This is a genomic window from Pseudooctadecabacter jejudonensis, from assembly GCF_900172275.1.
Classification (GTDB): domain Bacteria; phylum Pseudomonadota; class Alphaproteobacteria; order Rhodobacterales; family Rhodobacteraceae; genus Octadecabacter; species Octadecabacter jejudonensis.
Genome location: NZ_FWFT01000003.1, coordinates 504,864 through 519,016 on the forward strand (window position 1 = coordinate 504,864; position 14,153 = coordinate 519,016).

Sequence of the window (14,153 nt, forward strand, 5' to 3'; positions counted from 1 at the left end):
CAGATGACCGCCTCCAGCTTCACCACCGCAGACCGCACCCGCCTGCACTACATAGACGAAGGCCCCGAAGATCACGGCGGCCTGCCTGTTCTTTGCCTTGCGGGTCTCACCCGCAACAGCCATGATTTCGATCATGTCGCCCCGCAACTGTTGGCCACCGGCATCCGCCTGATCCGCATGGATTACCGCGGGCGCGGCCAGTCAGATTGGGCCGATCCCGCCACCTACACCATCCCACACGAAGCCGCAGACGCACTGGCCCTGCTCGATCATCTGGGCCTAGAAAAGACCGCGATCCTGGGCACCTCCCGTGGTGGCCTTATCGCCATGATGCTGGCCGCCACCGCAAAACATCGCCTGCTGGGCGTGGCACTGAATGACATCGGCCCCGAAATCGCGCCCGCAGGGCTCAGCGTCATCAAAGACTACATCGGCCGCAATCCCGTACAATACACCCACGAAGAGGCCGCGCACTTCCGCGCCCGCGCGTGGTCCCACTTCACCGGAGTGCCCCACACCCGCTGGCTGGCCGAGGTTCGAAACCACTACGCACAAACCGACACAGGCCTCGTGATCAAATACGACCCTCGTCTGCGCGACGCAGTGCTTGACGCCGGCGCCCAGCCCGTCCCCGACCTCTGGCCGCTTTTTGATGCCATGGCGGGCCTGCCACTGGCGATGCTGCGCGGCGATGCCTCCGACCTGCTGACAGCCGCCACGTTTGACACCATGCGCAACCGCCGCCCCGACGCCCACGCCGCCGTGGTCACAGGCCGTGGCCATGTGCCGTTCCTTGATGAGCCCGAGGCCATCAGCACCCTCAAAGACTGGATCACCGACCTATGACAGACGCCTGCACCATAGACGATATCCGGACAGCGGCCCGGCGCCTGCGCGGCCACGCCCGCCGCACGCCCCTGCTGTCCTCACCCTTTCTGGATGACCTCGCCGGACGGCGCGTCCTGCTGAAACCCGAATGTCTGCAACACACCGGCAGCTTCAAATTCCGTGGTGCCTACAACGCGATCAGCGCAATGGATCCAAACACCCGCGCACGCGGCGTCATCGCCTTCTCGTCGGGCAACCACGCCCAAGGCGTGGCCTACGCCGCAGCCCTGCATGGCACAACGTCGACAATCATCATGCCCGCTGACGCCCCGCAGCTCAAGATTGACAACACCCGCGCCCTTGGCGCGACCGTCGTCCTCTATGACCGCGACACCGAAGACCGCGACGACATAGGCGCGCGCCTTGCCGCCGACCAAAACCTGACCCTCATCAAACCCTTCGACAACGGGTACGTCATCGCAGGCCAAGGCACCACAGGACTTGAGATTGCCGAAGACGCCGCCGCCTTGGACATCACCGACGCCGACGTTCTGGTGTGTTGCGGCGGCGGCGGCCTCACCTCAGGCATCGCCTTGGCGCTAGAGGCCGACGCCCCGACCCTCACCGCCCGTCCTGTTGAACCCACAGGCTTCGACGACGTCAAACGCTCGCTTGAGGCGGGCGAGATCAAACGCAACCCCGCCACCTCCGGCAACATCTGCGACGCGATCATCACCCCTCAACCGGGCGATCTGACCTTCCCGATCCTCAAACGTCTGTGCGGCGCGGGCCTCACCGTCACCGAAGACCAATGCCTTCAGGCCATGGCCCACGCCTTCTTGCGTCTCAAACTCGTGCTCGAACCCGGCGGCGCCGCAGCCTTGGCCGCCGCCCTCTTCTCCCCGGGCATCACCACAGACACCGTCATCGCGACCCTGTCGGGGGGCAACGTCGACCCCGCCATGTTCACCCGCGCGCTTGACACCGTGGCGTAACCGCCTCTTCATCTGACCAGAAAAACTCCCGCCGGAGGCAACAAAATTCCGGAATTTTGTTCGCCCGCAAAGGACAGACATGACCCGTTTCACCATCGCCAGCTTCAACGTCAAAAACCTCATCGGGCCCGATCAGGAATACTACGAATTCCAATCCTACACCCCCGAAGAACACGCCTGGAAACAGGCGTGGCTGTCTGACCAACTGCTGACCATGGATGCCGACATCGTCGGCTTTCAGGAAATCTTTGACGAAGACGCCCTGCGCGCCGTCATTGCAGAGGCCGACGCCGAAGGGGCCGCCTCAAACAACGCCGCCGTCCCCGACCCGTCCAAACGCTACCACCGCAAAGCCATCTTTCGAAAACTCGCCTACACGCCCTACGGCACAGGCGGGCTAGCCGTGGCACCCAACGTACTGGACGGCGAACCCGGCCAGCGCCGCCCCGGCGTCGCGATCCTGTCGCGATTTGGCTTTGCAGAGGATCCCGAAGTTTTGCAAGACCTGCCCGAACCCCTCGATATCCCGTTCTCACGCCTGCGCGGCACCGAAGGCGACGACAGCGCGGGCTTTTTCCGGATCAACCGCCTCAGCCGCCCGATCCTCAAGGCGCGCGTGCCCATCCCCACAAACGGGGGCGACCAGATCATCACCGTCTTCAACTGCCACCTGAAATCCAAACTGGGCGAACACATCACTCCGAATGGCGCAGACCATGCCCCCGCCGCCGACCTCACCAACTACGACCCCACCGCCCGCGCGCTGGGCTCCCTGCGTGCGGCCCTCAGACGCACGGCGGAAGCCTGGGTGCTCCGCCGCGAAATCATCGAAGAACTCAACGCAGGCCGCCCCGTCATGGTCCTGGGCGATTTCAACGACAGCGAACATTCCGTCTCCTCTGAAATCATCTCCGGCGAAGTGCCCTTCAAAAACTACGCCTGGATGCTCCGCCACGACGCCAAACACCGTGCGGATCGCTATTCAGACGCCGAAAATGACCAGATCCGCGAAGACATCGACCGCGTTCGCCTGCATTCTGCAGAACGTCTGTTCGTGCGCAAGTCCGCCCGCGACATGGTCTATACGTCGGCCTTCGGTGGCGTCTTCGAATCCATCGACCAAATCTACATGTCCCGCCACTTCCTCGCAGACCACAAGGACAGCATCGGCGAGATGGAATATTTCTCCGTCCTCAACGACCACCTGACAGACGGCTCCCATCCCGAAGCCCCCTACAACAAACTGGCCTCGGATCACGGACAGATCATGGCGCATATGGTGCTGGGCGATGGCCCCCACAGATAAAACCACCACACATAAAATCGCGGCCAAAGGCGCCACCCTACACGCCACCAGCACGGGCAGTGGCCCGCCGCTGCTGTTCATCCACGCGCTTGGCCTTGATCACACCGTCTGGCAGGGCGTCATCCGCCACTTTCCCGACCACTGCGTCATCACTTATGACCTGCGCGGCCACGGCGCATCAGACGCCCCCACGGGTCCCTACGCCATGGGCCAACTCGTAGCGGATGCCGAGGCGGTCTGCGTTCACTTCGCCCTCAAAGAAGCTTGCGTGATCGGCCATTCCGTGGGCGGCATGATTGCCCAAGGACTGGCGGTCAAACGGCTTGATCTGGTGCGCGCGTTGGGGCTTGTCGCCACAGCCGCCAAATTCGGCCAACCCGGACCGTGGCGTGAACGTGCCAGCACCGCCCGCACCCGCGGCATGGCGGCCCTCGCGCCGGATATCCTCACCCGCTGGACGCCCCTTGGCCCCCACGACGCACCCTTAGATGCGCAGCTGCGCGCCACCCCGCCCGAAGGCTATGCCTCCACGTGCGAGGCCATCGCAGGCACCGATTTCTACACCCCCACCTCCGGTTTGCGGCTGTCCACCTTGGGTTTATGCGGCACGCTCGATGCCGCCACCCCGCCCGATCTGGTGCGCGAAACCACGGACCTGATCCCTGGCAGCACGTTTCACCTGATCCGCGGCGCAGGCCACATGGCCCCGCTCACGCACCCGGACATGGTGGCCGATCTTATTGCGGTATTCCTGAAAGGGGTCGGACATGTCTGACCCGCCGACCCAACAGGGCGATTTTGTCATCATCCTCGGCGCGCCCGCGGTCGGAAAAATGACCGTAGGACAGGCCCTTTCAAAGCGGACAGGCTATCCCCTTTTCCACAACCACATCACGATCGAAGTCGCAGCCCCCTATTTCAGCTACGGCACACCCGAGGGCCGCGCCCTTGTGGGCCGACTGCGTGATGCGTTCTTTGATGCGTTTGAGGCCAGCACCGCACAGGGCTATATCTTCACCTTCGCATGCGCCTACGACATCCCGGGCGAACGGGACTACATCACGTCCATTGCCGCTCGGTTCGAAGCACGGGGTCGGCGCATTTGCTGGGTTGAACTGTCCGCCCCGTTTGAGACCCGACGCATCCGAAATCAAAGCGAAAATCGACTGGCGCACAAGCCCACAAAACGTGATCTGCATTGGTCCGACACCCATCTGCGAGGGCTTGAAGACAGACACAGGTTCACCTGTCATGTGTCTGAACGCGCGTCCGCTGACATGCTGCTTGTGAATACAGAAAACCTCTCCGCCGAGAGTGCAGCGGATCGGATACAGACACATTTTGGTCTGCCTGACAACGCATAACCCCCCCTTTGTCTCAGGGCCCAACAAAATTCCGGAATTTTGTTTCCCGCCGCACAGGACACATTGCCCTTTGCGAAACCAATCCGTTCAGACTACTGCTTTCCTATGACTGTCACCGATCCCGCGCCAGCCGAGCCCGCCGCCCGAAAACGCGCCATCACTTTCATCATCATCACCTTGATGCTGGATGCCATGGGCATCGGTCTGATCCTGCCCGTCATGCCGGATCTGATCCGAGAGGTCGAGGGCGGCACGCTTGGCACAGCAGCCCTCTGGGGCGGGGTGCTGGCGACGACCTTTGCAGTGATGCAATTCATTTTCGGCCCCATCTTGGGCTCCCTGTCTGATCGGTTCGGCCGCCGTCCTGTCCTGCTGGTCTCGCTTGCGGTGATGACCGTCGACTATCTGGTCATGGCCGTTGCAGGCTCCATCTGGCTGCTGTTTTTGACCCGCGTCATCGGCGGCATCACCGCCGCAACCCAATCCACCGCCGCGGCGTTTATTGCCGACATCTCCAAGCCAGAAGAGAAATCAGCAAACTTCGGTCTTATCGGCGCCGCCTTCGGCTTGGGCTTTGTGCTGGGCCCCGTCATCGGTGGCCTGCTGGGAGAATTGGGCACACGCGCGCCATTCTACGCCGCCGCAGCCCTCGGCGCGCTCAACCTCCTTTTCGGCTACTACGTCCTGCCCGAAACCGTCACCGACCGCATCCGCCGCCCGTTTTCCCTGCGCCGCGCCAACCCCTTCGGCGCCTTCCGCGCGCTCAGCCAACTCGACGGACTGCGCCGCCTCATCTTCCTCGTCTTCCTGTATGAATTCGCCTTCATCGTGTACCCCGCCACCTGGGCCTATTTCACCAAAGAGGCGTTCGGCTGGTCGCCCGGCATGGTCGGCGGATCGCTTGCGATGTTCGGCATCGGAATGGCCCTCGTCCAGGGCGTCCTCATCCGCCCCGTCCTGCGCCGCTTCGGCGAACGCGGCACGATCATCTACGGCATCACCTTCAACTTCGTGGCCTTCCTCGCACTCACCCTGCTGACCAACGGCTGGATCGCACTGGCCTTTACCCCCCTCACAGCATTGGGCGCTGTCGTTACCCCCGCCCTCCAAGGCCTGATGTCCCAGCGCGCAGGCGACGACCAACAAGGAGAACTGCAGGGCGTCATCGCATCGGCCAAATCCATCGCAATGATCTTCTCCCCGCTGGTCATGACCCAACTGTTCTGGGTCTTTACCGACGGCACCGGCGTCCACCTGCCGGGTGCCGCCTTCGCCCTGTCCGCCCTGTTGATGATCGTCTGCATGGTCACCTTCCTGGGCCGCCCCCGCGTGCCCGCCACACCTTGACACTGCCCCAACCCTCCCGCCACGTCACCCTTCCCCAAACGACGCAACCACGTCGCTTTCAGACTTGCGCAAACGCAGCTGGCCCGCCACCCTCACCGGACACTGATACCCACCGTCCAGAGGTCCCCAATGCCCCGCATCAAAGCCGCCGTCTGCCATGCCTTTGGCGAACCCTTCCAAATCGAAGACATCGAACTGCGCGCGCCCATGGGCGAAGAGGTTGAGGTCACCCTGGCCGCCTGCGCCATCTGCCACTCCGATATCTCCTATGCGGACGGCATCTGGGGCGGCTCTCTGCCGGCGGTCTACGGGCATGAAGCCGCAGGCACCGTCACCGCCACCGGACCCAATGCCAAAGGCATCGCTCTGGGCGACCGTGTCGTCGTCACGCTGATCCGCGCCTGCGGCACCTGCCCCAGCTGCAGCGCGGCACGGCCCACCAACTGCGAAACGCCCTACGACGGCGACCACGGCCCGATCAAAACTGCCGATGGGGGCAAATTGCATCAGGCCATGGCCTGCGGCGGCTTTGCTGAGAAGGTCGTCGTTGACAGCTCTCAGGTCGTGACCTTTCCCGACGGCATCTCGATGGAGGCCGCCTCTCTTCTGGCCTGCGGTGTCATCACCGGCATCGGCGCGGTGGTCAACGCCGCCAAGGTGCGCCCCGGTCAGGACGTTGTCGTGATCGGCGCAGGCGGCGTCGGCCTCAACGCCATCCAAGGGGCCGCCATCGCAGGCGCGCGGCGCATCGTGGCTGTGGATATGGAACCCAGCAAACTTGATGTGGCGAAAGACTTCGGCGCCACCGACGCGATCCTCGCCAGCCAAGATGCGCCCTGGCGCGCCGCGAAAGAGGCCATGGGCCGTGGCGCAGATGCGGTCCTCGTCACCGTTGGCGTGGCCCCCGTCTACAACGACGCGCCCCGCTATCTGGCCAAGGGCGGCAATATCGTCATGGTCGGCATGCCCGGCGTGGGCGACGAAAGCGTGTATGAGGCCGCTAATTTCGCCGCCGCCGGTCAGGGCATGATCGGGTCCAAAATGGGCGACGTGGTCATCAAGCGGGACATCCCGTGGATGGTTGACCTCTACAGTCAGGGTCGTCTGAAACTGGATGAACTGATCTCGGGCCGCTGGTCGCTGGATCAGATCAACGAGGCGATTGCCGACACCCGAACAGGGGCCGCCAAGCGCAACGTCATCGTGTTCTGATGGCAGGCTGCCATACGCGAGCCATACGCAAACCATACGCCAGCCATACCGGTGAATGGGTAAGGCCAGTTGGTCAATCATAGATCCAGATCGTTAAGGATTTCGTCCCATGAAACTTCAAGACCTCGACATCATCGTCACGGCGCCCCCCGCCCCCGGCTGGGGCGGACGGTATTGGATATTGGTCAAGGTCACGACAGACACCGGCATCACCGGCTGGGGGGAATGTTACGCCAGCTCTGTCGGCCCGGATGCGATGACCCATGTCATCAAGGACGTCTTCGCCCGCCATATGCACGGCGAAAACCCTGAAAACATTGAACTTATGTTCCGTCGCGCCTATTCGGCGGGCTTCACCCAACGGCCCGATCTCACTGTCATGGGCGCATGGTCGGGCCTTGAGATCGCCTGCTGGGACATCTTGGGCAAAGACCGCGACCGCCCCGTTCATGCCCTGATCGGCGGGCGCCTCAACGACCGCATTCGCGCCTATACCTACCTATATCCCCAACAAAATCATACACTTCCAGACTTCTGGGCCTCCGCCGACATGGCCGCCGAGGCCGCCGCAGCCTACGTCGCCCAAGGCTACACAGCCGTCAAATTCGACCCCGCCGGCCCCTATACAATCCGCGCCGGCCACATGCCGTCGCTGCATGATATCGAGACATCCGTTAACTTCTGTGCTGCCATCCGCGAGGCCGTGGGACCAGCAGCAGATCTGCTCTTTGGCACCCATGGTCAGTTCTCCACCGGCGGGGCCATTCGCATGGGCCAGGCGATCGACTGCTTCAGCCCCCTGTGGTTTGAGGAACCCATTCCGCCCGACGCTGTGGGCGAAATGGCCAAGGTCACGGCAGCCGTCAAAACCCCCATTGCCACAGGCGAACGTCTGACCACTAAGGCGGAATTTGCCACCGTCCTGCGCAGTGGGGCAGCCACGATCCTGCAGCCCGCCCTGGGCCGCTCAGGCGGCATCTGGGAAACCAAGAAAATCGCAACCCTGGCAGAGGTTTACAACGCCCAAGTGGCCCCGCACCTCTATGCAGGTCCCATCGAATGGGCCGCCAATATCCAGCTTGCGGCGACGCTGCCGAACATCCTGATGGCCGAAACAATCGAGACGGATTTCCACGCCGCCCTGATCAAAAACAGCATCACCGTTGAGGACGGCTACATCCCTGTCCCCACAGCCCCCGGCCTCGGCATCGACGTCGACGAAGACCTCGCCCGCGCCCATCCCTACACCGGGGACGGCCTCCATCTGCAAATGCAAGACGGCCCGATCAGCTATCACGCCCCCAACGTTTTTGCAGGCGGCGCGCCGGTCAAAACACCCTAATCACCCCCCTGCCCAACCGGGCACGCGTTAACCTTAACGCGCCCCCGCCCCCGCTTCATCTGACCCAAAAAACTCTCCCTGAAAGGCCGATTTGCCAAAGGCTCCCCCGCCGATTATGAATTGAACACAGTTCATAAGGAGCCCCCATGTCCGGTAAAGTCGCCGCCCGCCGCGCCGCCCTGCGTGACACTCTCATTGTTAACGCCGAACGCCGAATTGCCTCCAACGGCCTCAAAAACCTGCGCGCCCGCGACCTCGCCAAAGACGCAAACTGCGCCCTCGGTGCGATATATAACGTCTTCGGGGATCTTGATGATCTGGTGCTGACCGTAAACGCCCGCACCTTTAGACATCTGGGCGCCGCAGTGGCTGAGGCATTGTCAGATGCGCCGCAAGATGCGCATGCGCAGCTCATCGTAATGTCGCAGGCCTACCACGCCTTCGCCGCACGTCATTACAACCTGTGGCGCGCGCTGTTTGATATTGAACGTCCACCAGGCGAAACGGCCCCCGATTGGTATCTGGCCGAGATGGATCAGCTGTTCACTTACATCGACGCCCCGCTGTCGGTCCTGTTCCCAGATCACGACGCTGAAACACGCGCCCTTTTGACCCGTGCGCTGTTTTCTTCCGTCCATGGAATCGTCCTTTTGGGACTGGATGAGGCATCTGCAGGCGTGCCCGCCCCCCATCTCGATAAAATGATTTCTCTTGTTTTCAGTCACTTGACCTAGTTACACGCCAATTTTTGAACATTGTTCAAAAAATCACTTGCTTTACCCAGCGCACCTTTCTATCTGTATTTTATGAACAACGTTCACAAAAAAGATAGAAAGGACCCACCATGTTCAAAACCCTCTCAACCCTGATCGCTGGCGCAAATGCGCGGTCCGAAGACCGTGTGCGCGACGCCTTCGCGATTGAGCTGATCGACCAAAAGATCCGCGAAGCTGAAACCTCCCTGAAGGCAGCCAAGGCGACTTTGGCTTCTCTCATCCAGCGTCAACGCAGTGAAAACCGCCAGCGTGACGCCCTGAAATCGCGGATTTTCGATATGACCGACCGCGCTACCGATGCGCTGTCCAAAGAGCGTGACGACCTCGCCGCTGAGGCAGCACAGGCCATCGCGCAGATGGAAAATGAGCTGACAATTCGCACGGAAACCTGCGCGCGCCTGGATCAAAAGGTCATGCGCCTGCGGTCGTCGATTGAGGCAGGCCACCGACGGATCATCGACCTCAAACAAGGGGCGATCCAAGCCCGCGCCGTGCGCCGTGAACAAGCCATTCAAAGCAAACTCAACACATCGCTCGGCGGGGCCTCCGCCACCGACGAGGCAGAGGAACTGATCGCCCGTGTGATGGGCCGCGATGACCCCTTCGAACAATCGGAAATCCTGCGTGAGATCGACCGCGATCTGGGTCACGAAACCCTCGCCGATCGTCTGGCCGATCAAGGCTGCGGGGCAGCCACGCGCACCACCGCAGATGACGTTCTGTCCCGCCTGAAATCCCAATCCTCCAAATAACCCCATATCGAAAGGACAAATCCCATGAGCAATTTCAACAAATCCGACAACGGCCTGATCATCTTCTTCAACGGCATCGGCGTGGTCATCGCCTATGCGATGCTGGGCCTGTCCCTTTACATGTCCACGGACGTGCCTTTGGCGACAAAGGGCTACTGGGGCATCGGCATTCTTCTGCTGACCCTGTCCTTGGTGAACTTCGTCAAACTGCGCTTTGATGAACGTCTGTCCGAGGACCGCATCACCCGCGTCGAAGAGGCCCGCAACGAACGCCTGCTGTCCGAATACATCGGCGGCGAGGACGACAAAGCCGCTTAAACACAACACCGTGCCGCACGTGCCCCTCTCCTGGCATGTGCGGCCTTTCCTATTTTACAAACCTCGGCCACAGTCGGTTCTGATGAAAACGCTTCTTGCCCTACCCCGCCGCCTTGCGGCCAAGATTGTCGGATTGGCCATTTCGCTGCTGGTTCGTTTTTTGACAGCGGTGCGCCCCGATTGGCGCGGGATTGAACCGGTGCATCGCCAGCGCGTCTATTACGCCAATCACGTCAGCAACGCAGACATGCCGATGATCTGGTCCGTGCTGCCCCCCAACATGCGCCGCACCGTGCGCCCTGTGGCGGCCGCGGACTATTGGCTGAAAAACAAACTGCGCGCCTTTGTGGGGCCCGAGGTCTTCAACTGCGTGCTCGTGGACAGGCGGCCAGAAGCCCGCGCCGAAAACCATGACCCCATGCAAAACATCCTTGATGCGCTGGACGACGGATCATCGCTGATCATCTTTCCCGAGGGCAATCGCAACATGACCGAAGACCCCCTACTGCCGTTCAAAGCGGGGCTGTACAATATGGGGCGCGCTCGGCCGCAGGTTGATCTGGTGCCCACATGGATCGCAAATGTGACTGACATCATGCCCAAAGGCGAAGTCATCCCCCTGCCCCTGATTTGCACCGTAACCTTCGGCGCGCCCATTCATGTGGGCGCCGATGAAGACAAAGACGCCTTCCTGGCCCGCGCCGCCGATGCTTTGGCAGATCTTGCCCCCAAGGGCGAACGGCTATGACGGTCACATCCACCACAGCAGAACTTTTGTGGCTGTTCATCGCGACCTGCGGCCTGATGACAGCCCTGACCTTCTTTGGCGAGGTTTTGCGCGCCCGCGCCGGCCACGACAATCCGGTGATCGAAACCTTCATGACTCGCGTGCGCAGCTGGTGGGGCATGGTCATTTTGCTCACGTTGGCCCTGATCGCGGGCAAGATCGGGATCGTGGTGCTTTTTGCCTTCACCTCCTTTGCGGCATTGCGCGAATTCCTGACCCTGACCAGCAAACGAAAGGCCGATCATCTGTCGTTGGCGCTGGCGTTCTTTGTGATCCTGCCGCTGCAATACCTGTTTGTGGGGATGGGGTGGCAAACGCTCTATTCCGTGTTCATCCCGGTCTATGCGTTTTTGCTGCTGCCCGTAGTGTCCGCCCTGCGCGGCAATCCAGACAGGTTCCTGGTGCGCGTGGCGGAAACGCAATGGGCGCTGATGATCGCAGTCTTCTGCATGTCCCACGTGCCGGCCCTGCTGTCGATGCAGGTCGACGGCTACCCCGCCGACCGTGGCGTCTTGCTGATCGCGTTCCTGATCATGGTCGTGCAATTCGGCGACCTTCTGGATTTCTTCTTTGGGCGTCGCATCGGACGCAAACGCATCATCGAAGGCATCTCGGCCAAAACCTGGGAAGGCATGGCCTGCGGCGTGATCTGCGCTGCATTGATCGGGGGCCTGCTCGCCTGGATGACACCGTTTTCAATCCTCGGCGCCGCCTTGATGGCGGGCCTCGCCTCGCTGGTGGGCATGTTCGGCAATCTTGTCTTTGCTGCCGTCAAACGCGACCGGGGTGTCAAAGACTGGTCCCACCTGATCCCCGGCCAGGGCGGCTTTATGGACCAATTCGACAGCGTGATCTTCGCTGCCCCGATCTTTTACCACGTCATCAACCTGATCTACGTCTAGGGCGCGCGCCCCGCCCCCCTTCATCTGACTAGAAAAACTCAAAATCCGACGGCCTTGCCCCGCGCTACGGCAACCGGAAATCTCCAACGACCGGATAATGATCCGTCGGCCATTCGCCCTCAAACTTGCCACGCAGGCTAAACGTCTCCCCCACCGGTTCGATCCCGCCCGTCCCGCCGATATGGTCAATCGCCGGAAACAGGTTCAGCCCGCGATTGAAATGAAACGTGGATCCTTGCGCAGGCCAGAACGTGACGCCAACGTCTTCGAGGTTCCGCAACGTGGCCGACCCTCGGATCGCGTTGAAATCACCAATCACAAAAACCGGCATCCGCGACGCGGGCTCGGTGATCCTGTCGGCCACCAACGCCGTCGACAGCCTGCGGTTCGACGCACTGCGGTATTCGGTGTGAATGTTGTAGACGCGGAACACGTGGCTCGCGCGGTCCTCAAACTCAGCCCAGGACGCAAAGGCGGGCCATGACCCGTTGAACGTCCGCGAATAGATCACATCTGGCGTGTCCGAGAAAAAGAACCACCCCTGATCACGCAACGTCAACGCCGCCCGGCGATAGAAAATCGGCTGCGTATAAGGAAAGACCGCAGGATCGCCGATGGCCGCCGCACCGTAGTCGGGGTTCTGCTCTATCAGGTACTCCAACGTCAGGTTTTGCGGGGCGACACCGCGCCCGAAACTCTCCATCTCCTGAAAGCCCACGACATCCGCATCCATCGCGCGAAACGCTGCCTGCAGCGGGCCTTTGCGCCGCTCCCAATCCCCCACAGACCAATCCCCGCGCGCACGGTTCAGCCAAATGTAATGCACGTTGTATGTCGCAACCCTCACCGTCTCATCGGGCGGGGGCTGCACCGGCTGGGGCAAGGAATTGCACCCAACCATGAGGCCCAGCAGGGCGATGAGCACCGCGAAGAGCCCCCCAACACGGCGCAACCACCGCGTCATGGCATCACCAGAATGGCGCGAAAATCATTTACATTCGTCAACGTCGGGCCGGGCACCACCTGCGCACCGATGCGTTCGAAAAAGCCGTGGGCGTTGTTTTCGTTCAACTGCGCCTCGGCTGAAATGCCCATGGCCTCGGCCAGTGCCAAGGTGTCAGGCCCCGCAACAGCGCCCGCGACCTCTGCCGCGCCATCGACACCATCGGTGTCGCAGGCGAGCACGTAGATGTTCGGATGCCCCCTCAACGCCACCGCTGCGGCCAGTGTAAACTCAGCATTCGGCCCGCCAATACCGTCCCCTCGTCGCGTCACAGTGCATTCCCCCCCCGACAACAACACGACGGCATGGGGCAGACGTTCCTGCGCAACCGCGATGGCCTGTGCGGCCTGTGCGGCCGCCAGATCGCGGGCCTCGCCTTCCAGATCATCACCCAAGAGACGCACCTCAACCCCGTGATCCTCAGCCATCCGCGCGGCGGCGGCCAATGACTGCGCGGGTGCTGCGATGATGTGATTTTCGACACCTGCCAGACGCGGATCATCCGCGGCCACAGGCGCGCCGCCTGCGCGCAGAAAGGCCTCAATCGCGGGCGGTGGCGTCACGTTCCAATTGGCCAAAGTTCGGGCCGCCAGATCCGCGTCGCCCGCGTGCCCCACAGTCGGCCCGCTGGCGATGTCGCCGGGGTCGTCCCCCGGCACGTCTGAGATCATCAGACACACCAATTTCGCAGGATGGACCGCCGCAGCCAACCGCCCGCCTTTTACAGCCGACAACTCCTTGCGGATGCCATTGATGTCACCGATCGGCATGCCAGAGGCCAGCATGTCCGCCGCCAGTTTCTGTTTGTCGTCCAAACTCAGCCCGTCCGCTGGCGCGCACAGCAAGGCCGACCCCCCGCCTGAGATCAGCATGATGCAGGTGTCATCGGCCCCAAGCCCCCGCGCGATGTCCAGCAGGCGCGCTGTTGCCTCCACACCCGCCTGATCTGGCACGGGGTGGGCGGCTTCGACAATCTCGATCCCTTTGCAGGGGCGTGCGTAGCCATATCGGGTGATCACGAACCCCTCTTGCGGACCCCACGCGTCTTCCAGCGCCTCAGCCATCCGGGCCGAGGCCTTGCCCGCGCCCAGAACAACCACGCGACCGCTGGGCCGTGCCCCAAGCGCTGCTGGCACGCAGGCCATCGGGTCCGCTGCGGCGACAGCCACGTCAAACAGGCTGCGCAAAAAGGCGTTTGGGTCGTTCAGTTTGGCCATCTTC

15 protein-coding genes are annotated in these 14,153 nt (G+C 62.1%); 13 read left to right on the forward strand and 2 right to left on the reverse strand.

Translation table 11 applies throughout. The features are described 5' to 3' along the window. Window positions 1-3 precede the first annotated feature (3 nt). The 13 genes from PSJ8397_RS11600 (at window position 4) to PSJ8397_RS11660 (ending at window position 11,929) form a co-directional block, all read left to right on the forward strand. Window positions 4-846, forward strand: a complete 843-nt coding sequence (locus tag PSJ8397_RS11600; protein WP_085864757.1) for an alpha/beta fold hydrolase — start codon at window positions 4-6, stop codon at window positions 844-846. Beyond that, the gene (locus PSJ8397_RS11605) at window positions 843-1,823 is read left to right on the forward strand and encodes a threonine ammonia-lyase (RefSeq protein WP_085864758.1); all 981 of its coding nucleotides are present in this window, start codon (window positions 843-845) and stop codon (window positions 1,821-1,823) included. The genes PSJ8397_RS11600 and PSJ8397_RS11605 overlap by 4 nt, the downstream gene beginning before the upstream one ends. Window positions 1,824-1,902: 79 nt before the next feature. Next, on the forward strand, window positions 1,903-3,129 hold the full coding sequence (locus tag PSJ8397_RS11610) for an endonuclease/exonuclease/phosphatase family protein (protein WP_085864759.1): 1,227 nt from the start codon (window positions 1,903-1,905) through the stop codon (window positions 3,127-3,129). After that, a complete protein-coding gene (locus tag PSJ8397_RS11615) occupies window positions 3,113-3,904 on the forward strand; it encodes an alpha/beta fold hydrolase (RefSeq protein WP_085864760.1) in 792 nt (263 codons plus the stop codon). Before PSJ8397_RS11610 ends, PSJ8397_RS11615 begins: the two co-directional genes overlap by 17 nt. Next, complete coding sequence (locus tag PSJ8397_RS11620) at window positions 3,897-4,493, forward strand: AAA family ATPase (RefSeq protein ID WP_085864761.1); 597 nt, start codon at window positions 3,897-3,899, stop codon at window positions 4,491-4,493. Before PSJ8397_RS11615 ends, PSJ8397_RS11620 begins: the two co-directional genes overlap by 8 nt. Window positions 4,494-4,598: 105 nt before the next feature. Beyond that, window positions 4,599-5,840, forward strand: coding sequence for a TCR/Tet family MFS transporter (locus tag PSJ8397_RS11625; protein WP_085864762.1), 1,242 nt, complete (start codon window positions 4,599-4,601; stop codon window positions 5,838-5,840). Window positions 5,841-5,969: 129 nt separating this feature from the next. Beyond that, on the forward strand, window positions 5,970-7,052 hold the full coding sequence (locus tag PSJ8397_RS11630) for a zinc-binding dehydrogenase (protein ID WP_085864763.1): 1,083 nt from the start codon (window positions 5,970-5,972) through the stop codon (window positions 7,050-7,052). Window positions 7,053-7,161: 109 nt separating this feature from the next. Further along, window positions 7,162-8,394, forward strand: a complete 1,233-nt coding sequence (locus tag PSJ8397_RS11635; protein WP_085864764.1) for a mandelate racemase/muconate lactonizing enzyme family protein — start codon at window positions 7,162-7,164, stop codon at window positions 8,392-8,394. A gap of 146 nt (window positions 8,395-8,540) precedes the next feature. Continuing rightward, entirely contained in the window at window positions 8,541-9,128 is a 588-nt protein-coding gene (locus PSJ8397_RS11640) for a TetR/AcrR family transcriptional regulator (protein ID WP_085864765.1), read from the forward strand. A 110-nt stretch (window positions 9,129-9,238) separates the two neighbouring features. After that, window positions 9,239-9,922, forward strand: a complete 684-nt coding sequence (locus PSJ8397_RS11645) for a PspA/IM30 family protein (protein WP_085864766.1) — start codon at window positions 9,239-9,241, stop codon at window positions 9,920-9,922. Window positions 9,923-9,946: 24 nt separating this feature from the next. Next, window positions 9,947-10,240: a hypothetical protein gene (locus PSJ8397_RS11650; RefSeq protein WP_085864767.1), complete on the forward strand. Its 294-nt coding sequence runs from the start codon at window positions 9,947-9,949 to the stop codon at window positions 10,238-10,240. Between the two features lie 82 nt (window positions 10,241-10,322). Then, on the forward strand, window positions 10,323-10,988 hold the full coding sequence (locus PSJ8397_RS11655; RefSeq protein WP_085864768.1) for a lysophospholipid acyltransferase family protein: 666 nt from the start codon (window positions 10,323-10,325) through the stop codon (window positions 10,986-10,988). Next, window positions 10,985-11,929, forward strand: coding sequence for a phosphatidate cytidylyltransferase (locus PSJ8397_RS11660; RefSeq protein ID WP_085864769.1), 945 nt, complete (start codon window positions 10,985-10,987; stop codon window positions 11,927-11,929). Before PSJ8397_RS11655 ends, PSJ8397_RS11660 begins: the two co-directional genes overlap by 4 nt. Window positions 11,930-11,993: 64 nt before the next feature. Here the strand turns inward: PSJ8397_RS11660 and PSJ8397_RS11665 are convergent, their stop codons facing one another. Both PSJ8397_RS11665 and PSJ8397_RS11670 read right to left on the reverse strand, forming a co-directional pair. After that, a complete protein-coding gene (locus tag PSJ8397_RS11665) occupies window positions 11,994-12,893 on the reverse strand; it encodes an endonuclease/exonuclease/phosphatase family protein (protein ID WP_085864770.1) in 900 nt (299 codons plus the stop codon). Continuing rightward, a complete protein-coding gene (locus tag PSJ8397_RS11670; protein ID WP_085864771.1) occupies window positions 12,890-14,149 on the reverse strand; it encodes a glycerate kinase type-2 family protein in 1,260 nt (419 codons plus the stop codon). Before PSJ8397_RS11670 ends, PSJ8397_RS11665 begins: the two co-directional genes overlap by 4 nt. Between the last annotated feature and the right edge of the window lie 4 nt (window positions 14,150-14,153).

Coding starts and splice junctions, on each gene's coding strand:
- PSJ8397_RS11600 (WP_085864757.1), top strand. CDS start 4: ATGACCGCCTCCAGCTTCACCACCGCAGACCGCACCCGCCTGCACTAC.
- PSJ8397_RS11605 (WP_085864758.1), top strand. CDS start 843: ATGACAGACGCCTGCACCATAGACGATATCCGGACAGCGGCCCGGCGC.
- PSJ8397_RS11610 (WP_085864759.1), top strand. CDS start 1,903: ATGACCCGTTTCACCATCGCCAGCTTCAACGTCAAAAACCTCATCGGG.
- PSJ8397_RS11615 (WP_085864760.1), top strand. CDS start 3,113: ATGGCCCCCACAGATAAAACCACCACACATAAAATCGCGGCCAAAGGC.
- PSJ8397_RS11620 (WP_085864761.1), top strand. CDS start 3,897: ATGTCTGACCCGCCGACCCAACAGGGCGATTTTGTCATCATCCTCGGC.
- PSJ8397_RS11625 (WP_085864762.1), top strand. CDS start 4,599: ATGACTGTCACCGATCCCGCGCCAGCCGAGCCCGCCGCCCGAAAACGC.
- PSJ8397_RS11630 (WP_085864763.1), top strand. CDS start 5,970: ATGCCCCGCATCAAAGCCGCCGTCTGCCATGCCTTTGGCGAACCCTTC.
- PSJ8397_RS11635 (WP_085864764.1), top strand. CDS start 7,162: ATGAAACTTCAAGACCTCGACATCATCGTCACGGCGCCCCCCGCCCCC.
- PSJ8397_RS11640 (WP_085864765.1), top strand. CDS start 8,541: ATGTCCGGTAAAGTCGCCGCCCGCCGCGCCGCCCTGCGTGACACTCTC.
- PSJ8397_RS11645 (WP_085864766.1), top strand. CDS start 9,239: ATGTTCAAAACCCTCTCAACCCTGATCGCTGGCGCAAATGCGCGGTCC.
- PSJ8397_RS11650 (WP_085864767.1), top strand. CDS start 9,947: ATGAGCAATTTCAACAAATCCGACAACGGCCTGATCATCTTCTTCAAC.
- PSJ8397_RS11655 (WP_085864768.1), top strand. CDS start 10,323: ATGAAAACGCTTCTTGCCCTACCCCGCCGCCTTGCGGCCAAGATTGTC.
- PSJ8397_RS11660 (WP_085864769.1), top strand. CDS start 10,985: ATGACGGTCACATCCACCACAGCAGAACTTTTGTGGCTGTTCATCGCG.
- PSJ8397_RS11665 (WP_085864770.1), bottom strand. CDS start 12,893: ATGACGCGGTGGTTGCGCCGTGTTGGGGGGCTCTTCGCGGTGCTCATC.
- PSJ8397_RS11670 (WP_085864771.1), bottom strand. CDS start 14,149: ATGGCCAAACTGAACGACCCAAACGCCTTTTTGCGCAGCCTGTTTGAC.